At 69.2% G+C, this 19410-nt stretch carries 16 protein-coding genes; 12 read left to right on the forward strand and 4 right to left on the reverse strand.

The features are described 5' to 3' along the window. Positions 1-147 precede the first annotated feature (147 nt). The 5 genes from urtA (at position 148) to urtE (ending at position 5118) form a co-directional block, all read left to right on the forward strand. Positions 148-1377: an urea ABC transporter substrate-binding protein gene (gene urtA / locus ACFP1K_RS18465; protein ID WP_380754654.1), complete on the forward strand. Its 1230-nt coding sequence runs from the start codon at positions 148-150 to the stop codon at positions 1375-1377. Between the two features lie 267 nt (positions 1378-1644). Beyond that, the gene (urtB, locus tag ACFP1K_RS18470; protein ID WP_380754658.1) at positions 1645-2511 is read left to right on the forward strand and encodes an urea ABC transporter permease subunit UrtB; all 867 of its coding nucleotides are present in this window, start codon (positions 1645-1647) and stop codon (positions 2509-2511) included. Further along, positions 2508-3611, forward strand: coding sequence for an urea ABC transporter permease subunit UrtC (urtC, locus tag ACFP1K_RS18475; protein ID WP_380754661.1), 1104 nt, complete (start codon positions 2508-2510; stop codon positions 3609-3611). The genes urtB and urtC overlap by 4 nt, the downstream gene beginning before the upstream one ends. Beyond that, a complete protein-coding gene (urtD, locus tag ACFP1K_RS18480) occupies positions 3608-4426 on the forward strand; it encodes an urea ABC transporter ATP-binding protein UrtD (RefSeq protein ID WP_380754664.1) in 819 nt (272 codons plus the stop codon). The genes urtC and urtD overlap by 4 nt, the downstream gene beginning before the upstream one ends. Then, complete coding sequence (urtE, locus tag ACFP1K_RS18485; protein WP_380754667.1) at positions 4426-5118, forward strand: urea ABC transporter ATP-binding subunit UrtE; 693 nt, start codon at positions 4426-4428, stop codon at positions 5116-5118. Before urtD ends, urtE begins: the two co-directional genes overlap by 1 nt. A 3-nt stretch (positions 5119-5121) precedes the next feature. On the opposite strand, the gene ctaD is transcribed toward urtE, so the two are convergent. From ctaD to ACFP1K_RS18500, 3 genes are all read right to left on the reverse strand, one after another. Then, positions 5122-6780 (reverse strand): aa3-type cytochrome oxidase subunit I, encoded by a 1659-nt coding sequence (gene ctaD, locus ACFP1K_RS18490; protein ID WP_380754670.1) that lies wholly within the window; start codon positions 6778-6780, stop codon positions 5122-5124. Positions 6781-6924: 144 nt separating this feature from the next. Beyond that, the gene (locus ACFP1K_RS18495; protein ID WP_380754673.1) at positions 6925-8382 is read right to left on the reverse strand and encodes an SGNH/GDSL hydrolase family protein; all 1458 of its coding nucleotides are present in this window, start codon (positions 8380-8382) and stop codon (positions 6925-6927) included. Positions 8383-8629: 247 nt separating this feature from the next. Further along, complete coding sequence (locus ACFP1K_RS18500; protein ID WP_380754676.1) at positions 8630-8875, reverse strand: DUF2630 family protein; 246 nt, start codon at positions 8873-8875, stop codon at positions 8630-8632. 361 nt (positions 8876-9236) lie between these two features. Between ACFP1K_RS18500 and leuA the strand changes: the two genes are divergently transcribed. Further along, on the forward strand, positions 9237-10952 hold the full coding sequence (leuA, locus tag ACFP1K_RS18505) for a 2-isopropylmalate synthase (protein WP_380754679.1): 1716 nt from the start codon (positions 9237-9239) through the stop codon (positions 10950-10952). Positions 10953-11490: 538 nt separating this feature from the next. Here the strand turns inward: leuA and ACFP1K_RS18510 are convergent. After that, positions 11491-13464: a hypothetical protein gene (locus tag ACFP1K_RS18510; RefSeq protein WP_380754682.1), complete on the reverse strand. Its 1974-nt coding sequence runs from the start codon at positions 13462-13464 to the stop codon at positions 11491-11493. 90 nt (positions 13465-13554) lie between these two features. Here ACFP1K_RS18510 and ACFP1K_RS18515 point away from each other — a divergent pair, with 90 nt between their 5' ends. The 6 genes from ACFP1K_RS18515 (at position 13555) to ACFP1K_RS18540 (ending at position 19406) form a co-directional block, all read left to right on the forward strand. Beyond that, entirely contained in the window at positions 13555-14613 is a 1059-nt protein-coding gene (locus tag ACFP1K_RS18515; RefSeq protein ID WP_380754685.1) for a hypothetical protein, read from the forward strand. A gap of 234 nt (positions 14614-14847) precedes the next feature. Continuing rightward, positions 14848-15210: a peptidase inhibitor family I36 protein gene (locus ACFP1K_RS18520; RefSeq protein WP_380754688.1), complete on the forward strand. Its 363-nt coding sequence runs from the start codon at positions 14848-14850 to the stop codon at positions 15208-15210. 101 nt (positions 15211-15311) lie between these two features. After that, a complete protein-coding gene (locus tag ACFP1K_RS18525; RefSeq protein WP_380754691.1) occupies positions 15312-16205 on the forward strand; it encodes an ABC transporter ATP-binding protein in 894 nt (297 codons plus the stop codon). Next, positions 16202-17092, forward strand: a complete 891-nt coding sequence (locus ACFP1K_RS18530) for an ABC transporter permease subunit (RefSeq protein WP_380754694.1) — start codon at positions 16202-16204, stop codon at positions 17090-17092. The genes ACFP1K_RS18525 and ACFP1K_RS18530 overlap by 4 nt, the downstream gene beginning before the upstream one ends. Before the next feature lie 41 nt (positions 17093-17133). Next, positions 17134-17841, forward strand: coding sequence for a response regulator transcription factor (locus tag ACFP1K_RS18535; RefSeq protein ID WP_380754697.1), 708 nt, complete (start codon positions 17134-17136; stop codon positions 17839-17841). Further along, positions 17838-19406, forward strand: a complete 1569-nt coding sequence (locus ACFP1K_RS18540) for a sensor histidine kinase (protein ID WP_380754700.1) — start codon at positions 17838-17840, stop codon at positions 19404-19406. The genes ACFP1K_RS18535 and ACFP1K_RS18540 overlap by 4 nt, the downstream gene beginning before the upstream one ends. Positions 19407-19410 lie beyond the last annotated feature (4 nt).

Raw genomic sequence — 19410 nt, forward strand, 5'->3', positions numbered from 1 at the left:
GTGCCGGGTCTCTGAAGTGCGGTCGTGTTGTTGCGGTGAAGAGCCGGTAAACGGCAATTAACAATCGCGACGTTGTCGCGAAACCTCGTTCGCACACCTTTGCGGCAGACGGGTCGGTGCGGGGGCCGTATCGGCAAGGAGGAGTAATTGCGGAATTCAGCTTGGCGCATCGGGGCCGCCGTCGCGCTCTTGGCGACCGGACTCACCGCCTGTGGCGGTGAGCCGACGACGGCTTCGGGCGGTGCCTCCGCAGGGGCTGGGAACGACACGATCAAGGTAGGCATTCTGCACTCGCTGAGCGGCACCATGGCGATCAGCGAGGTCACCGTCAGGGACGCGGAACTGCTCGCCATCGAGGAGATCAACGCCGCGGGCGGCGTGCTCGGCAAGAAGATCGAACCGGTCGTCGAGGACGGCGCGTCCGACTGGCCCACCTTCGCGGAGAAGGCCACGAAGCTGATCGCCCAGGACAAGGTGGCCACGGTGTTCGGCGGCTGGACCTCCGCCAGCCGCAAGGCCATGCTCCCGGTCTTCGAGAAGCGCAAGGGCCTGCTGTGGTACCCGGTGCAGTACGAGGGCCTGGAGAGCTCTCCGAACATCTTCTACACCGGCGCCACGACCAACCAGCAGATCGTCCCCGGTCTGGACTACCTGAAGGAAGAGGGCAAGAAGAAGATCTTCCTGGTCGGCAGCGACTACGTCTTCCCGCGCACCGCCAACAAGATCATCAAGGCGTACGCGGCGGCGAACGGCATGGAGATCCTCGGGGAGGAGTACACGCCGCTCGGCCACACCGAGTACAGCACGCTGGTCAACAAGGTGGTGCAGGCCAAGCCGGACGCGGTGTTCAACACGCTGAACGGCGACAGCAACGTGGCCTTCTTCAAGCAGCTGAAGAGCGCCGGGGTCACCGCCGAGCAGATGCCGGTCATGTCGGTCAGCGTCGCCGAGGAAGAGGTCAAGGGCATCGGCGTCGACAACATCGCCGGGCACCTCGTGGCGTGGAACTACTACCAGACCACCGACAACCCGGCCAACAAGAAGTTCGTCGACGCGTTCAAGGCTAAGTACGGCGCCGACCGTCCGACGTCCGACCCGATGGAGGCCGGCTACAACGCGGTCTACCTGTGGGCCGAGGCGGCGAAGAAGGCCGGCAGCGTCGACATCGAGGCGGTGAAGAAGGCGGCCGGCGGCATCGCGCTGGAACTGCCCGAGGGTCTGGTGACCATCGACGGCGAGAACCAGCACATGTACAAGACCGCGCGGATCGGCGTGATCGAGGCCGACGGCCTGATCAAGGAGGTCTGGAACTCCGGCAAGCCCATCAAGCCCGACCCCTACCTGAAGACCTACTCCTGGGCGGGCGGCCTCACCTAACAGGAGGCGTGCCCGACGAAAGAGCGTGGCCGGGCGAGGGTCTCACCCGGCCACACCAGAACGGGTTCCGGGACGCGGGAGGCGACCCGACCGCGGGAAGCACCGCGGCGCGGCGACGCGGCGCCCCCGCGTTCCGGAACCGGCAGGGCCGTCCCCGCCCGCCGTACAGAAGGGATCTTCGGCTTATGCACAACGGGACTGACATGGCCGGCGCGCCGGACGTGCCGTCATGGCGGTCGGCCCGGGCGCGAGGGAGGTGACGGCCAGGTGGAGGCGGTAGTCAACCAGCTCCCCATCGGACTGTCCATCGGGGCCGTGCTGCTGCTCATCGCGCTCGGCCTCACGTTCACGTTCGGCCAGATGGGCGTGATCAACATGGCGCACGGCGAGTTCATCATGGCCGGCGCGTACACCGCCTATCTGCTGCAGGACTGGGCCGGACGCCAGGCCGTGCTCGTCGCGCTCCCGGTCGCGTTCGCCGTGGCCGGCGTCATGGGCTGGATCCTCGAACGCACGGCCATCCGCCACTTCTACGGCCGCCCCCTCGACACGCTGCTGCTCACCTGGGGCGTCAGCCTGGTGCTCCAGCAGCTCGCCCGCGACCTGTTCGGGGCGCCCAACGTGCAGGTCTCGGCGCCCACCTGGCTTCAGGGCGGCCTCGGCATCCTGCCCTACAACCGCATGTTCATCATGGCCCTCGCCATCGGCAGCGTCGTCGCGATCTGGGTGTACATGACGCGCAGCTCCCACGGGCGCCGCATGCAGGCGGTCATGCAGAACCGCCAGCTCGCCGCGGTCAGCGGCATCAACACCGGGCGGGTCGACCAGCGCACGTTCTTCATCGGCTCCGGCCTCGCCGGGATCGCGGGCGTGGCGCTCACCCTCATCGGCCCGGTGGGCCCGGCCCTCGGCACCTACTACATCGTGGACGCGTTCCTCGTCGTGGTGGCCGGCGGCCTCGGGCAGCTGCGCGGCGCGGTGCTCGCCGCGGCCGCGCTCGGCCTGCTCAACTCCTACGCCGAGTTCTGGACCAACGCCAGCCTGGCCAAGGTGATCGTCTTCGTGGCCATCATCGCGTTCCTCCAGGTCAGGCCGCAGGGCCTGTTCGTACTTCGATCGAGGGCGCTCACATGACGACCACCGTTCGCGACGTCGTGACGGTCGCGGCCCCGCCACCCGGGCCGTCCTGGGGCACGCGCCTGCGCGGCCCGGCCGTGTTCGCCACCATCGCGGTGCTCGCGCTGGTGGTGGCCCCGCTGCTGCTGGAGCCGTTCCGGCTCGGGCTGCTCGCCAAGTACCTCTGCTACGCCATCGTGGCCCTCGGCATCGGCCTGGCCTGGGGCCAGGGCGGCATGCTGACCCTCGGCCAGGGCGTGTTCTTCGGCTTCGGCGGCTACGCCATGGGCATGTACCTCAAGCTGCACGACGCCGGGGGAGACCTGCCGGACTTCATGGTGTGGAGCGGCGTGGAGAAGCTGCCCGGGCTGTGGGTGCCGTTCGGCAATCCCGTGCTCGCCGTCGTGTTCGCGGTGGCCGGGCCCGTGCTGCTCGCGGTGCTGCTCGGCTCGCTGGTGTTCCGGCAGCGCGTGCGCGGCGCGTACTTCGCCATCCTCACCCAGGCGCTCGCCGCCGCCCTGGTCATCCTGCTGGTCGGCCAGCAGGGGCTCACCGGCGGCACCAACGGGCTCACCAACTTCTTCGACCTGTTCGGCCAGGACCTGGCCGCCGACAACACCCAGCGCGGGCTGTACATCGTGGTCGCCGTCGTGCTCGGCCTGCTGTACCTGCTGGCCTGGCAGATGGTGCGCAGCAGGTTCGGGCGGCTGCTCATCGCGGTGCGCGACGGCGAGGACCGGGTCCGGTTCCTCGGCTACAACCCCGCGACCGTCAAGACCATCACCTTCGCGGTGTCCGCCGGCATGGCGGGGCTGGCCGGGGCGCTGTTCGTCCCGGTCGTCGGCATCATCTCGCCCGCGCTGCTCGGCGTGGTGCCCTCGCTCGAACTGGTCGTCGCGGTCGCGGTCGGCGGCAGGTTCTCCCTGGCCGGCGCCATCCTCGGCGCCGTGGTCATGGGGTACGCCAAGACCTCGTTCAGCGAGCAGTTCGCCGACGGCTGGCTGTACCTGCAGGGCGCGCTGTTCATCCTGGTCATGACGCTCGCGCCGAAGGGCATCTTCGGGGTCGCCGCCGCCGCGCGCGGCATGATCGCCGCACGCAGGAGGGAGCCCGCATGACCGAGCACGACGGCGCGCTGCTGGAGGTGCGGGACCTGGCGGTGGTGTTCGACGGGTTCCGCGCCATCGACGGCATCGACTTCACCGTCCAGCACGGCGAGCTGCGCTTCCTGATCGGCCCGAACGGCGCGGGCAAGACCACCCTGATCGACGTCATCACCGGGCTCACCAAGCCCGCCGCCGGGTCGGTGCGGTTCGAAGGGATCGACCTGGTGGGCCGCAAGGAACACGAGATCGTCCGGATGGGCGTGGGACGCACCTTCCAGACCTCGGTGGTGTTCGAGAAGCTCACCGTCGTGGAGAACCTCGACCTGGCGGCGTCCTTCCGCAGGCCGCTGTGGTCGCTGGCGCGGCGGCGGCGCGGGGTCTCCGACGCCGTCGCCGCGGCGATGGAGATCACCGGGCTGGACGCCCTCGCCGGGCGCCCGGCCGGGGTGCTGTCCCACGGGCAGCGGCAGTGGCTGGAGATCGGCATGCTGATCGCGCAGCGGCCCCGGCTGCTGCTGCTGGACGAGCCGGTGGCCGGCATGTCGGCCGACGAGCGGTCGCGCACCGGGCTGCTGCTCACCGAGATCGCCAAGGACCACACGGTCATCGTGATCGAGCACGACATGGAGTTCCTGCGGCGGTACGCCTCGGTCGTCACCGTCCTGCACGAGGGCAAGGTGCTGACCGAGGGATCGGTGGACGAGGTCCGCGCCGACCCGCACGTGCAGGAGGTCTACCTCGGCCGGGCACGGGAAGAGGCCGGCGCCGGGGACCACGACGCGAGGGGTACGGCGGCCGTCGGCACGTCCGCCGGGGAGGTGAAGTGATGCTGTCGGTACAGGGCCTGGAGGCCGGGTACGGCAGGGCGCGCGTGCTGTTCGGCGTGTCGTTCGAGGTGGAGCCGGGGAGCCTGGTCTGCGTCATGGGGCGCAACGGCGTCGGCAAGACCACGCTGCTCAACACGGTGATGGGCGTGCTGCCCGCCACCGGGGGCACCGTCACGTTCGAGGGCACCGACGTGACGCGCCTGCCGCCGCACGAGCGGGTGCGGCTCGGCCTGGGCTACGTGCCGCAGGGGCACGAGACGTTCCCGCAGCTCAGCGTGCAGGGCAACCTGCTGGTGACGCTGGAGGCCTCCCCGCACAAGGACCCCACCGCGATCGACGAGGCGCTGGAGGTGTTCCCCCGGCTCAAGCCGCTGCTGAAGCGGCGGGCGGGCTTCCTGTCCGGGGGCCAGCAGCAGCAGCTCGCCATGGCGCGGGCGCTGGTCACCCGGCCCAAGCTGCTGATCCTGGACGAGCCCACCGAGGGCATCCAGCCGTCCATCATCCTGGAGATCGAGGAGGCCATCGAGCGGCTGCACGGCTCGGGGCTCGCGGTGCTGCTGGTCGAGCAGTACCTCGACCTGGCGCTGCGGCTCGCCGACCGCTTCCTGATCCTGGACGCCGGGCACGTCGTGCGCGACGGCACCGCCGACGACCTGCACGACGAGGAGGTGCACCGGCTGCTCGCCGTGTGACGCTCACTCCTTGCGCGCGCTCTCCCGGGGGAGCGGGCGCAGGGCGTACTGCGCGTCGAAGGCCGGGCGCTCGGAGCGGATCGGCGGCAGGCGCGTGAAGTTGTGCCGGGGCGGCGGGCAGGAGGTGGCCCACTCCAGCGAGTTGCCGTGGCCCCAGGGGTCGTTCACGGTCACCTTCGCCCCGCGCCGCCAGGTCAGCCAGGCGTTGAAGAGGAACGGCAGCGTGGACGCGCCGAGGAGGAACGCGCCGGCGGACGACAGCTGGTTCATGATGATCAGATTGGGCTCCGCCGGGTAGTCGGCGTAGCGGCGCGGCATGCCCTGCGTGCCGAGCAGGTGCTGGACGAGGAACGTCAGGTGGAAGCCGGGGAACAGCATCCAGAAGTGGAGCTGCCCGAGGCGTTCGTTCAGCATCTTGCCGGTCAGCTTCGGCCACCAGAAGTAGAAGCCGGAGAACATGGCGAACACCACGGTGCCGAACAGGACGTAGTGGAAGTGCGCCACCACGAAGTAGGTGTCGCTGACGTGGAAGTCCAGCGGCGGCGACGCCAGGATGACGCCGGTCAGGCCGCCGAACAGGAACGTCACCAGGAACCCCACCGCGAACATCATCGCCGTGGGGAAGACCAGGTGGCCGCGCCACATCGTGCCCACCCAGTTGAAGAACTTCACGCCGGTGGGCACCGCGATCAGGAAGGACATGAAGGAGAAGAACGGCAGCAGCACGTGCCCGGTGACGAACATGTGGTGCGCCCACACCGCCGCGGACAGCCCGGCGATGGCGATGGTCGCGCCCACCAGGCCGATGTACCCGAAGACCGGCTTGCGGCTGAACACCGGCAGCACCTCGGTGATGATGCCGAAGAACGGCAGCGCGACGATGTAGACCTCCGGGTGGCCGAAGAACCAGAACAGGTGCTGCCACAGCAGCACGCCGCCGGTGGCCGGGTCGTAGATGTGCGACCCGAGCCTGCGGTCGATCACCAGCGCCATCAGCGCCGCCGCCAGCACCGGGAAGGCCAGCAGCACCAGCATGCTGGTGAGCAGCACGTTCCACGTGAAGATCGGCATGCGGAACATCGTCATGCCCGGCGCCCGCATCGCGATGATCGTGGTGATGAAGTTGACCGCGCCGAGGATGGTCCCGAGGCCCGACATCACCAGCCCCATGATCCACAGGTCCGGCCCGACGCCGTCCGAGTACTGGGCCCGCGACAGCGGCGTGTACCCCGTCCAGCCGAAGTCCGCCGCCCCGCCCGCCGTCACCATCCCCGCTATGACCATCAGCCCGCCGAACAGGAACAGCCAGTAGCTGAGCATGTTCAGCCGGGGGAACGCCACGTCCGGCGCCCCGATCTGCAGGGGCATGATCGCGTTCGCGAACCCGGCGAACAGCGGCGTCGCGAACAACAGCAACATCAGCGTGCCATGAATGGTGAAGTACTCGTTGTACGTCTTGGCCGACACGAACTGGAGCCCCGGCGTGAGCAGCTCCGCCCGGATCACCATCGCGAGCAGCCCCGCGAACATGAAGAACCCGAACGCCGTGATCAGATAAAGATTCCCGATCACCTTGTGGTCGGTGGTCGAGGCCCATTTCACCAGGGCATAGCCGAAATTCCGCCGCCGTGTCTCCCGCTCCGGCAGGACATCCGAGACCATCCGCCCACCCCCGTCCGCCCGTGGCGGCCATACCTCCCTTCATTCCCCCGGTGTCTACGCGTCAGGGCGGATTCCCGCCAAACCCCTGCCAAAGCAAGCGGTGACCCGCCGCTTCGCGCGGCGGGTCACCGTTCGGGGCAGGTCTTACTCGAAGCCCCAGTGGCCGGAGTCCTGGAACAGCCGGGCCGGGACGGAGTCGGCGATGGCCTTGTAGCCGGTCGGGTTGAAGTGCAGGTGGTCGCCCACGTCGTAGGCAGGCAGCAGCTGACGGGGGTTCGCCGGGTCACGGGTGACCCTGTCGAAGTCGATCACCGCGTCGAACCGGCCGCTGGTGCGGATCCAGCGGTTGACGATCTGGCGCGCGTTCTCACGGAACCCGTCCGGGTCGTCGTAGCCGGGGACGTTGCCGCCGAACGCCGTGATCGTCGCGCCGTACACCTTGAGGTTCTTGGCGTGGGCCCGCGTGATGATCTGCTCGTACGCCGCGATCAGGTCGGCCGCGACCGTCTCCTGCGCGGCCTGGGTGGCGGCGGCCGTGCCGATGTCGTTCACGCCCTCGAAGACCAGCAGCCACTCGGCGCCGCTCTGCGCCAGCACGTCCCGGTCCAGCCGGGCCAGCGCGTTCGGCCCGAGGCCGTCGTTCATGACCCGGTTGCCGCCGGCGGCCTGGTTGAGCACCGCGATGTCGCGGGTGGACGGGTTGGCCTGCAGGCGGTCGAGCAACTGGTCGGGCCACCGGTCGTTCCCGTTGGTGGTGGAGCCGCGCCCGTCGGTGAGCGAGTCACCGAGCATCACCACGCCCGCCGTCGAGCCGGGAGACCACACCTCGACCCCGCTGAGGAAGTACCAGTGGTCGGTCCGCGTGGCCCCGGTCAGATCCTGGTCGGTGACGTGGTCACCGGAGACGATGTACGACGAGGTCCGGGAGCCGGGGTGCGAGGTGATGTTGTTGGAGGCCTGGCCCGTGGCCAGGTAGATGGTCACCGCCAGGTTGGTCCGCGGGGCCAGGGTGAAGTTCAGCGGGTCGGACACCGCCAGCGACCCGACCGGGATCGACACGCCGGGCCGCCCGTTGAAGGTCACCGGACGGGAGGTCCCCGCCTGGATGCCGGTGACCCCGGCCGCCCCGCCCGCGGGAAGGGCGATCGACACCTTGGTGATGGGCAGCGCGACGCCGCCGAAGGCGTTGGAGAACCGCAGCCGCATCTGCCGCCCGCCGACCGTCACGCGCACCGTCTGCCGGAGCGTGGCGTCGGCCAGCACCAGGCCGTCCTGCGTGAACGGAGCCGGCGGCATGTTGCCCGGCTCGGTCAGCTGGGGCATCGACACCCATGTGTTGACCCAGTGCGATGCGCTCGACCCGCCTTTCGCGCCGCCGCCCGCCGCCGGTACGGGCTCCTTCTCCGCTCCCACCGCCCCGATCGCCGGTGCGGCGACGACGACGGCGAAGGCGACCGCGACCGCGGTGATCAGCCTGGAGGTCGGCGACGTCGCGCCCGGGGGCTCTCCGAGCCCCGCCGCGGGCCTCGGCCGAATCCCGATCCACCCTTGCCAAGCGCGGCCGCGCACCGCCGGTAAGCGCGCGGACATTAGGCGTCGCATCAGAGGTCTCCTATCGACCGTGGCTCCGCGAGTGAGTTGAGTCTGAAACGTTTCAACGGATTACCTGAACGTTTCCGGCGCAACGTACGCCACGCGGTTCACACGGTCAATGGATCACCAAGCGATCAAAGGAGCCCACGCAGGAAGAGCCGCCGGAGGGCATGTAAATGTGTCCCTACCTGCGATTGAAAGCTTTCGGCGTCATCCGGGCAACTGAAAGTTTCAGTTCCCGGAATCAGGGGCGCCGTTACTGCTGGTAGTTCTCCACCTCGTTGACCGGCCGCGGTGCCGCGTTGTCGGGGTCCTCGCCGTACTCCCGGTGGGCCTTGCGCTGACGCAGCAGATCCCAGCACTGGTCGAGGGACTCCTCCAGGTGCCGGACCCGGCTCCGCTCGTCCTCTGAGGACACGTCGCCGGACGACACGCGCTCCCGCAGCGCGTGCTCCTCCGCGATCAGTTCCTTGATCTTCGAGAAGATCTCCCCGTCCTGCATGCCGCCTCCCAATTGGTTCTAGGGGGAGCTTACGGGTACCGCGTGTCATACCCTGGCAAGGCTGGCCGACAAGCCCTTGACCAGCACGGGGACGCCGGGCCGGGCCCGGGGAGACGGCCGGGGGCGGCCACCAGGTGAGACGCCGTCTCACCGACCCCCCTCCGTCTGCTAACGTCGAACGTATGCTGCGCGGGCTGCTTCTTAGCCGCCGCGGCGAGGGCCTGTAAGAGGCCGGCTCCCTCGCCGCGGAGCGATGTGCTGCGCGTCGGCCGCCAGAGGATTCCCCGGTGGCGACACTCCCAAGGCGAGAGAGAGCTCTCCTGTGCCGCCCCGGTTCTGACAAAACCGACGAGGAGCACGGATGTACCCCCAGCAGCAGCCCAGCCCCATGCCGTTCCAGCGCTACGAGGCGTACACCCCCGTACGCCTGAAAGACCGCACCTGGCCTGATCAGGTGATCGATCGGGCCCCGCAGTGGTGCGCCGTCGACCTGCGGGACGGCAACCAGGCCCTGATCGACCCCATGGACTCCCACCGCAAGCTGAAGATGTTCGAGCTGCTGGTCTCCATGGGCTACAAGGAGATCGAGGTCGGCTTCCCCGCCGCCTCCCAGACCGACTTCGACTTCGTCCGCCGCATCATCGAAGAGGGCCGCGTCCCCGACGACGTGGTGATCCAGGTGCTGACCCAGGCCCGCCCCGAGCTGATCGAGCGCACCTTCGAGTCGGTGCGCGGCGCCAAGCAGGCCATCGTCCACCTGTACAACTCCACCTCCACGCTGCAGCGGCGCGTGGTGTTCGGCCAGGACAAGGACGGCATCACCGCCATCGCCGTCGAGGGCGCCAAGCTGTGCAAGAAGCTGGCCGACCAGATGACCGGCACCACGATCTTCTTCCAGTACTCCCCGGAGTCCTTCACCGGCACCGAGCTGGAGTACGCCGTCGAGGTGTGCGACGCCGTCAACGACGTCTGGCAGCCCACCCCCGACCACAAGGTCATCATCAACCTGCCGGCCACCGTCGAGATGGCCACCCCCAACGTCTACGCCGACCAGATCGAGTGGATGCACCGCAACCTGCGGTACCGCGACTCCATCGTGCTGTCGCTGCACCCCCACAACGACCGCGGCACCGCCGTCGCCGCCGCCGAGCTGGGCTACCAGGCCGGGGCCGACCGCATCGAGGGCTGCCTGTTCGGCAACGGCGAGCGCACCGGCAACGTCTGCCTGGTCACCCTGGGGATGAATCTCTTCTCCCAGGGCATCGACCCCCAGATCGACTTCGGCGACATCGACGAGATCCGCCGCGTCGTCGAGTACTGCAACCAGCTGCCCGTCCACCCGCGCCACCCCTACGGCGGCGAGCTGGTGTACACCGCCTTCTCCGGCTCCCACCAGGACGCCATCAAGAAGGGCCTGGAGTCCCTGGAGCGCGACGCCGTGGCCGCCGGTGTGCCCGTGGACGCCCACACGTGGGCCGTGCCGTACCTGCCGATCGACCCCAAGGACGTCGGCCGCACCTACGAGGCGGTCATCCGGGTCAACAGCCAGTCCGGCAAGGGCGGCGTCGCGTACATCATGAAGGCCGAGCACGGCTTCGACCTGCCGCGCCGCCTGCAGATCGAGTTCTCCGGCGTCATCCAGGGCCGCACCGACACCGAGGGCGGCGAGGTCACTCCCCCCGAGATGTGGAAGATCTTCAGCGACGAGTTCCTCCCCAACCCCGCCAAGCCCTGGGGCCGCTTCGCCCTCCTGGCCCACCGCAACGTCTCCCGGGTGGACGAAAAGGACGTCATCAGCGCCGACATCCGCATGGACGGCGAGATCCGCGAAATCGAAGGCGTAGGCAACGGCCCCATCTCCGCCTTCGTGGACGCCCTCAGCCGAGTAGGCATCGACCTCCGCGTCCTCGACTACAGCGAACACGCCATGAGCTCCGGCTCCGACGCCCGAGCCGCCGCCTACGTCGAATGCCACCTCTCCGACCAAACCCTCTGGGGCGTAGGCGTAGACGCCAACACCGTAACGGCTTCCCTGAAAGCCATCCTGTCGGCCGTCAACCGAGCCACCCGCACCTGATCCGACAGGTCTCTGTGCCCGATTCGGCCGGTACCGTGAGCGCCTTCACTCGCCGGGTGGACCCTGTCCCCCGGCGAGCAAGGCACTCCTTTCCCGGCGCCGGTACGGCGAGACGCGGTGCGGCGAATCCGGCGCCGTCGTACGGCGGATAACCCGCGTTGTGCGCGGCGCCGGTGAAACGGTCCTCGCAGAAGGGCGCGCTTCGCGCGAAAGCCGCAAGGGCTGTGCTCATGCGGGGGACACCCCCGCACCCCCGAGCCTGCCGGGCTCACCACACTCCACCGCGAAGAGTCCCGGTTCATACCTGCCGTTCTTTTTTGTGACCGCCGGTCCGGCTCGCCCCCGACCCGGCTCCACACCCCACCGCCCAGCCACCGGGTTCTGGTCGCATTCTTCGGGTTGCGTGTGCACTGGCGCCGCGATATGGGACGTGGTATGGCGAACCCGGCGCCGCCATACGACGAGAAACCTGCCGTAGGTCACCAGACCAGGGATAACTGACATCAGGGATCAACGACTTCAATTTCCTAGCCCCGCCTTAGCCCGGAAGCGTCAGACCGTGAATGGTGGACGGGTCGAGTTCACGCCGGATGTCATCGAGCCGTGCGGCGAGGTCAGGATCAACAGCCGCAAGTTTCTGCGGATCTGTCCGAGTTTGCAATTGCTGCGCCCATAGAACGGAGTGCCCCTGTTCCAGAAGCTGGACCGCGGAGTCTGGCCGCCGGTTGTGGAGGGCCCAGGCGGCCGCGTCGCACGCCACTCCGCTCCAGATGCCGAGTAGCTTCTCTTGAGCCGTCCGCTGAAGGCCGCGCCAGGCCACGACGGGGAGCAAGGCGACAGCGGCCTGGTATCCCGCGACGGCGTTATCCGGATCGCCCTGAGCCGCGGCGCGCCGACCCCACTTGATGGCGGCGGCGATTCGTGCCGGAGGGGCGCCGACGGTGGATTCGCTGGCCTCCTTCCAAGCGCTGAACGCTTCCTGGAGGTCCGCACGGTTACCAGTGCCGAGGAACCTCGCTTCGAGCGCGCTGCCCCAGTTCGACAGGTGGGACGTTCGATTGTGGTGGTTTGCCGCGGTCAGAGCCACCGCTTCGCCGGCGTGTCCGACCGCCTCATGCAGATCTTCTGGTCGGCCGCGCAGCCGGAGTACGAGACCGAGATTGTTCAGGTGACCCGCTCTGTCCGGACGTGCTTCAGGTGACGCCGCCAGAACGGCACGAAGGGCCGCCGCCGCCTCTGAGGCGTCGGCCTCGCGCTCACGCGGGTCAGGATGTGGAACGGGAAGGCCCGACATGAAGTTGATCCGAGTCTGCAGGACGACAGCCAGGTTGCCCTGGCAGAGGACCCATACCGGATGCCGCTCGTCCGCATGGGACACCGCCTCCCTCGCGACGCTCACCGCTTCGCTGATATCCGTGAACCCTTCTGCAAGGCTTGTCAGTCCCATGGTGGCGCGGGTCTGCAACGCGCTGCTGAGATTCAGCAGACGTCCCGGGAGCTGGGGGTGCTCCGGGGGTACGCCCGCGACGATCTCCCGGCCGATGCGGACGGCCTCATCTATATCGCGTCGCTGATGGGTCTGCTCGAAGAGCAGCAGAAGACTGCCGATCAGATTCGTGTCGATCGTGGCTTGAGAATCCGGCCGTGTCTCCAACGACCGCGCTCGGCGGTACTGCGATACGGATTCGACCAGGTAGGCGAGTCGGCCGGTGCGCTGGAAACCTATTCGCAGGGTTAGAGCGAGATTGGCCAGGAAGGTCGGTCTACCGGGATGGGTCGCGTATTTGCCGCTCACCGAGGCGCGCCCGATAAAAAGTGAATCGTCCAGATCGGCCAGGTGTCCCCGCATGGTGAATCTGTGTTGAAGAGCCACTCCGAGGTGCGCCATGACGGGTGCGCGATCGATGGAATCTTCCGGGAGGCCGCGGAGAGCCTGCCTTCCGGCGATCACCGCCTCGTCGGCCGCGTCGAGATCGTCGTGGTCGTCGGCGTACGTCGCCAGCGCACCGCATAGATTACTCAGCATGGGGATTCTGGCACCAGGGCGATCACATCTGATGACATCGAGCCCGCATCTCCAGAGGGCGATCGCACGCTGCAAAGATTCGTGATCTCCGGTCCTCTCGTAACGATCCGCGTGTTCCACGGCCGCCGCGTTCAGGGCCATCTCGTCGACGTTGTCCCCGAGCTCCGGCAGGATCGAGAAGGACGGTGGGAGCATCCTCGGATCGATTCGACGAATGACAGCTATCCAGGTCGTCACCTGCTGGTGATCCCAGGCGTCGTCGTCCTCCGGCAGCGCACGATAGCGGAGAATATGAAAATTCAACAGACATGCCGCCGCCGCGAGATCGCAGCTGTACCGTCCCCCCGACAACTCCGCGAGCTTCTCGGCCTCGCGTCGCGCTTCCGGTTCGAGAACCGCTTGAGGACCATGCTGTATAGCTGTTCCGATCCGGGCCGTAAGTGCCTGCATCAGTGTGATCTGGTGCGACGACTCATCCTGAATCATCTGCTCAAGCCCTCCAATGTTCCTGACTGGGCGGCGCTTGTGCGAGGCCCGGAGAAAAGACAACATGGATGTAGCCACATAATCCTCCTAGTGACACATCACCGCCAGTTCGATCAGTGCTGGAAGCCTTCTTCGGTCCTAGTGGAGGGCATGATGAGTAAACACGTTGATCCCGGTGAGTCGGCCGATGAGGCGATGAGGCTTGTCGAGCTATTCGATCAAACCGGCATCCGGACATATATGGACAATGCGATAAGGTACTTCCGTAGTGCCGTGGCCGCTGTGCCTCCTGGTCGTGCCGATCGTCCGATGTACCTGGCTGATTATGGGGCGTTGCTGGATATCTATTTTCAGCGGACCGAAGAGGCCGGTGTGATTACCGAGGCAATATCGGTGACTCGTGAGGCGATCACACTCACTCCCCGGGGCGACCCGGATCGCCCCGGCCGCTTGGCCAACCTAGCGACCGCCTTGCTGCACCAGTACGAGCGGTACGGTCCGCCGATGGCGCTGGCGGAAGCCGTCGAGGTGGGCCGTGAGGCGGTCGCCTCCGCTCCACCCGGCCATCCCGATCGTTCGTTGTGCCTGGCGAATCTGGGTGCCGCGTTAGGCGGCCACTATCAAAGGACGCAGGACTTCGGGGCGCTGACCGAGGCCATCGATGTGCTCCGGGAGGCGATCGGCTTACGGCCGTCCGGCGGCCCGGGGCTTGCCGTCCGCATGTTTAACCTGGGCAGGGCGCTCCGGTGCAAGTATGAGCGGACCCTCGACGTCGAGGTTCTGATCGAGGCCGTCGAACGGTGTCGCGCGGCGATGGCCTTGCGCCGGCCCGGCACTTTCGGGCACGGCAAGATCTTGCACGAACTCGCGACGACGCTGCGTTACCAGCATGAGCGTGACGGAGACCTCGAAGTCCTGGCGGAGGCCGTCGAACTGGCCCGTGAGGCGGTCGACGAGACTGCGGTCGGACGGCCTGAGCGCGTCGAGTGCCTGTCCGGTCTGGCCAAAGCATTGCGAGCCTCCTACGGCTCGACCCGGAGCCTGGAGGCTTTGACCGAAGCCAACGGGATGGTTCTTGAGGCGATCGCAATCCTCAGCACCAGACTGAAGGAAGCCGGACGGAGTACGGGGTCACCGTCCTGCAGCTGACGGAGCCCCAGCTCTACCGCCGAAAGATTCATGAAACGTGCGGCGCGTCATCCTTGTACGCACGACCGACGTGTCGATCCTGTTAGGGGGAGCTTGACCGGCTTCGGCGCGGATGCGTTGATGCGGGGGACGAATCCACTCCGTGGACGGCGGCGGGTTTCGTGACGGGGATCGGTGTTCGGCGAGTGTCCCTGGCTTCCCGCCATCTTGGTGATCAAGGGAAAGGGAATTCCGATGTCCGTACGCCGGTATGCACGGGTGCTGTCGACGATGCTCGTCGTGGGTGCCGCCCTGGTGTCGTTCACGCCGACGGCGGCGCAGGCCGCGCCCGAGGAGTGCAAGCGGGGGACCATCTGCGGGTGGAGCGGCCAGTACTTCACCGGCCGGGTGACCGTCCTTCCGCCGGGCGCGGGGTGTGTCAACACGCCGTTCCCCCTCAACTCGGCCCTGAACAACTTCGGCAGCCCGGGCATCCCGGCAGTCGCCCTGCTGTACACCGGACCGAACTGCACGGGACGGTTCATGGTCAACGTGACGCCGCAGTCCCGCTACCCGGTGCTCCCCGCTCCCGCGCTGAGCGCACTTCTCGCCTGGTGACCTGACCTCACAGAGACCTCACAGAAGTTCTGCGGGGACCTCCAGCACGGCGTGCCAGCATCTCGCCGCATGAGATGCCAACGTCGTACGGAGGGGCAACGATGATCGAGGTAAGGGGGATCAGTAAGCGGTACCGCGAGGTCACGGCGGTCGACGGGCTGAGCTTCCAGGTGCGGCCGGGGGTGGTCACGGGCTTCCTCGGTCCCAACGGGGCCGGCAAGACCACCACGATGCGGATGATCCTGGGGCTGGACGCGCCGAGCGGCGGGGACGCCCTCGTGCTCGGCGTGCGGTACGCGACCCTGTCCGCGCCGATGCGCGCGGTGGGGGCGCTGCTGGACGCGGGCGCGGCGCATCCACGGCGTACCGTGCGGAACCATCTGGTGTGCCTGGCGGACAGCAACGGGATATCGCGGCGGCGGGTGGACGAGGTGCTGGGCCTGGCCGGGCTGGCCTCGGTGGCGGGCCGCCGGGCCGGGACGTTCTCCCTCGGCATGCGGCAGCGGCTCGGCATCGCCGCGGCCCTGCTCGGCGACCCCGCGGTGCTCATCTTCGACGAGCCCGTCAACGGCCTGGACCCTGAGGGAATCCTGTGGATCCGCACCCTGATGCGGGACCTCGCCGCCGAGGGCCGCACGGTGCTGGTGTCCAGCCATCTGATGAGCGAGATGGCGCTCACCGCCGACCACCTCGTCATGATCGGCCGTGGCAGGCTGATCGCCGACACCTCCACGGAGGAGGTCCTGCGTGCCCGCGAGGTCCTCGCCCGCACCCCCGACGCCCGCCGCCTCGCCCGCGCGCTGACCGCCATGGGCGCGCAGGTGCGGCTGGACGGTGAGGAGCTGACCGTCACCGGTGCCACGCCCGAGGAGGTGGGACGGCTCGCCGCGGCCGAGGGCGCCGTCCTGCACGAGCTCACCGCGCGCCGCACGTCCCTGGAGGACGCCTTCATGGAGCTGACCCGCGCCGACGTCGAGTTCGGAGCGGCCCGATGAGCGCCACGACCGGCAGGGACGAGAACGGACAGGTGAAGGTGGGGCGGGGCATGGCCGGGAGGGATGGGATGGCGCGGGGGACCGGCTGGGATCTCGCGTCCGTGGTGGCGCGTGGTAGGGCGCGGCTTGTGGACGTGCTGCGGTCGGAGTGGTCCAAGGCGCGTACGCTGCGGTCCACCTGGATCACGTTGCTGGCCGTCGTGCTGGCGGGTGCCCTGTTCGCCGCGCTGTTCGCGGGGGCGGCGGGCCGGGAACAGGAAGGCGTGGTGGACGAGGCGGTGCACCCGTTGAACTGGGTGTTCCGCGGGCTCGTCATCGTGCAGATCATCGCCGGGTACCTCGGAGCCCGCGCGGTCACCGTGGAGTACGCGACCGGCACCATGCCGGGCTCCCTCACCGCGGCTCCGCGCCGCGGGCGGATCCTGGCGGCGAAGGCGGTGGTGTACGCGGCCATGGCGCTGGTCGCGGGCTGGGTCACCGCGCTGACCATGTTCCTCGTCGGCCGGGCGGTGCTGGCCGCCAAGGGTCTGCCCGTCTACACCTTCACCGAGCCCGGCGTGGCGCGGGCACTGGCGGGCGTCGGCCTGCACATGGCGGTGATGAGCCTGTTCGGGCTCGCGATCGGCCTGCTGGTCCGCTCCACCGCCGGGGCCGTGACCGTCCTGACCCTCGTGGCCCTGCTGATCCCGGCGATGTCGTCGCTGTACCCGGACTGGCTGGCGGCGTTCGTCGTGAAGTACTTCCTGACGACGGCGGGAGCCCGGATCGCCGGCGTGGGGGAGCAGCCGCCCCTCCTCCCGGCATGGGCCGGTTTCGCGGTGTTCTGCGCCTACACGGCGGTGCTCCTGCTAGCCGCCCTCACGGTCTTCCGCCGCCGTGACGCGTGATGCCACCCTGGCTGGGACGATGAACCGATGAGGGGACGGGGATGACGGGGGGCGACGGCGACCGGCGGCCGGGGGAGCGGCTGCTGGTCGTGGACGACGAGCCCACGGTCCGTGAGCTGCTGTCCGCGACCCTCCGCTTCGCCGGTTTCGCCGTCACCTCCGCCGCCACCGGCGCGGAGGCCGTGGACGCCGCCGCGCGCGAGCGCCCCGACCTGGTGCTGCTCGACGTGATGCTCCCCGACCTGGACGGCTTCCAGGTGGTACGCCGCCTGCGCGAACTCGCCCGCCCACCGATCCCCGTCCTGTTCCTCACCGCCAGGGACTCCCCGAAGGACAAGGTCACCGGCCTCACCCTGGGCGGCGACGACTACGTCACCAAGCCCTTCGACCTGGAGGAACTGATCGCCCGCATCCGCGCCGTCCTCCGCCGCACCGGCTCCCCGGAGGCGGCCACCCTGGTCGTCGGCGACCTGGAACTCGACCCCGAGGCCCACCAGACCCACCGCGCGGGCACCCCGGTCCGCCTGTCGCCCACCGAGTTCCGCCTCCTGCACTACCTCGTGGTCAACGCGGGCCGCGTCGTCTCCAAGCCCCAGATCCTGGAGCACGTCTGGCAGTACGACTTCGCCGGCGACTCCAGCATCGTCGACACCTACATCAGCTACCTGCGCCGCAAGCTCGACCCCACCGGCCCCCGCCTGATCCACACCGTCCACGGCGTGGGCTACGTCCTGCGCAGACCCCGATGACGAGACCTACCCCGGGGTCCTCCGAGGACCGGACGCGGGCACGGCGCCTGGTGGCGTGGGGCCGTGCGCGTCCCGGGCCGCGACGGCTGTCGTTGCGGGCGAGGCTGTTGCTGATCACCAGCGCGCTGCTGACGGCCGGCCTGGTGCTGAGCGGCTCGATCGTGATCGGCCTGCTCCGCGCCAACCTGGTCGACCGGCTGGACCGGCAGCTGCAGACCCTCGGCGGCCTGGTCGCCGTCCTCCCGCCCGGCTTCGGCCGCGACCTCCCCGGCAGGGCCGGGCCCGGCCTGCTCGGCGGGCAGGCCGGCACCGCGAACCTCGACCTGATCACCGACGTCTACCTCGCCGCGCTGACGCCCGCCGGTGTCGTCCAGGAGGAGGCCGACGTGCCGGCGCGATCCGGCCCGGGCGGTCCCGCGCTCCCGCGTCTCGACGCCGCCGAGGTCGTCCGTCGCGCCCGGCAGGCTTTCGAGGTCCCCGACCGCGCCGGGCCGGGCCGCTGGCGGGTCATCGCCATGCCCCGTTCCGCGTTCCCCCTCATCCCCGGCGCGCCCGCACCCGAGCGGGGAAGCGGTGTGGTCGTCGCCGTGTCCCTGGACGGCGTGAGCTCGATCGTGGCACGGCTGCGGACGGCGATCCTGCTCTCCGGCGCCGCGCTGCTCGCCGTGCTCACCCTGACGGGCCTGTTCGCCATCCGGGCGGGACTGCGCCCGCTGCGGCGCATCGAGGAGACCGCCGCCGCCATCGCCTCCGGCTACCTCGCCCGCCGCGTCCCCGACCCCGGATCCTCCACCGAGATCGGACGGCTGGCGGCCTCCCTCAACGGCATGCTCACCCAGATCGAGCAGGCCTTCGCCGCCCGCGCCGAGTCCGAGGCCCGCCTGCGCCGCTTCGTCGCCGACGTCGGCCACGAGCTGCGCACCCCGCTGTTCGGCATCCGGGGCTTCACCGAACTGCACCGCATGGGCGGCCTGACCGACGTCGACCAGGCGATGTCCAGGATCGAGACCGAGTCCGCCCGCCTGGCCCGCCTCGTGGAGGACCTCCTGCTCCTGGCCCGCCTGGACGAGGGCGGCGACGCCCTTCCCCTGGACCTGGCCCCCATGGACCTGCGCACCCTGGCCGCCGACGCCCGCCTGGACCTGAAGGCCCTCGCCCCCGACCGCCCCGTCACCCTGACCGGCCCGGACGGCGGCCCGCCCGCTCCGGCCCCCGTCCTCGGCGACGAGTCCCGCCTGCGCCAGGTGGTCACCAACCTCGTCGGCAACGTCGTGGCCCACACCCCCGCGGGCACCCCGGTACGGATCGGCGTGGGCACCCGGGGCGCCACGGCTGTCCTCAGCGTCACCGACCACGGCCCCGGCCTCACCCCCACCCAGGCCGCCAGGGTCTTCGACCGCTTCTACCGCACCGACCCGTCCCGCTCCCGCCCCACCGCCACCGGCGCCGGCCTCGGCCTGTCCATCGCAAGCTCCCTGACCACCGCGCACGGCGGCCACCTGACCCTCCACACCGCCCCGGGCCACGGCGCCACCTTCACCATGACCCTTCCGGTGGCTCCCTGAGCGA

Origin of the sequence: Sphaerisporangium aureirubrum (assembly GCF_042658925.1) — a bacterium.
In the GTDB taxonomy this organism is placed as follows: Bacteria; Actinomycetota; Actinomycetes; order Streptosporangiales; family Streptosporangiaceae; genus Sphaerisporangium; species Sphaerisporangium aureirubrum.

Bases quoted from the DNA above. Each gene is read 5' to 3' on its own strand.
- urtC (WP_380754661.1), top strand. From the start codon at position 2,508: ATGACGACCACCGTTCGCGACGTCGTGACGGTCGCGGCCCCGCCACCC.
- urtD (WP_380754664.1), top strand. From the start codon at position 3,608: ATGACCGAGCACGACGGCGCGCTGCTGGAGGTGCGGGACCTGGCGGTG.
- urtE (WP_380754667.1), top strand. From the start codon at position 4,426: ATGCTGTCGGTACAGGGCCTGGAGGCCGGGTACGGCAGGGCGCGCGTG.
- ctaD (WP_380754670.1), bottom strand. From the start codon at position 6,780: ATGGTCTCGGATGTCCTGCCGGAGCGGGAGACACGGCGGCGGAATTTC.
- ACFP1K_RS18495 (WP_380754673.1), bottom strand. From the start codon at position 8,382: ATGCGACGCCTAATGTCCGCGCGCTTACCGGCGGTGCGCGGCCGCGCT.
- ACFP1K_RS18500 (WP_380754676.1), bottom strand. From the start codon at position 8,875: ATGCAGGACGGGGAGATCTTCTCGAAGATCAAGGAACTGATCGCGGAG.
- leuA (WP_380754679.1), top strand. From the start codon at position 9,237: ATGTACCCCCAGCAGCAGCCCAGCCCCATGCCGTTCCAGCGCTACGAG.
- ACFP1K_RS18510 (WP_380754682.1), bottom strand. From the start codon at position 13,464: ATGATTCAGGATGAGTCGTCGCACCAGATCACACTGATGCAGGCACTT.
- ACFP1K_RS18520 (WP_380754688.1), top strand. From the start codon at position 14,848: ATGTCCGTACGCCGGTATGCACGGGTGCTGTCGACGATGCTCGTCGTG.
- ACFP1K_RS18525 (WP_380754691.1), top strand. From the start codon at position 15,312: ATGATCGAGGTAAGGGGGATCAGTAAGCGGTACCGCGAGGTCACGGCG.
- ACFP1K_RS18530 (WP_380754694.1), top strand. From the start codon at position 16,202: ATGAGCGCCACGACCGGCAGGGACGAGAACGGACAGGTGAAGGTGGGG.
- ACFP1K_RS18535 (WP_380754697.1), top strand. From the start codon at position 17,134: ATGACGGGGGGCGACGGCGACCGGCGGCCGGGGGAGCGGCTGCTGGTC.
- ACFP1K_RS18540 (WP_380754700.1), top strand. From the start codon at position 17,838: ATGACGAGACCTACCCCGGGGTCCTCCGAGGACCGGACGCGGGCACGG.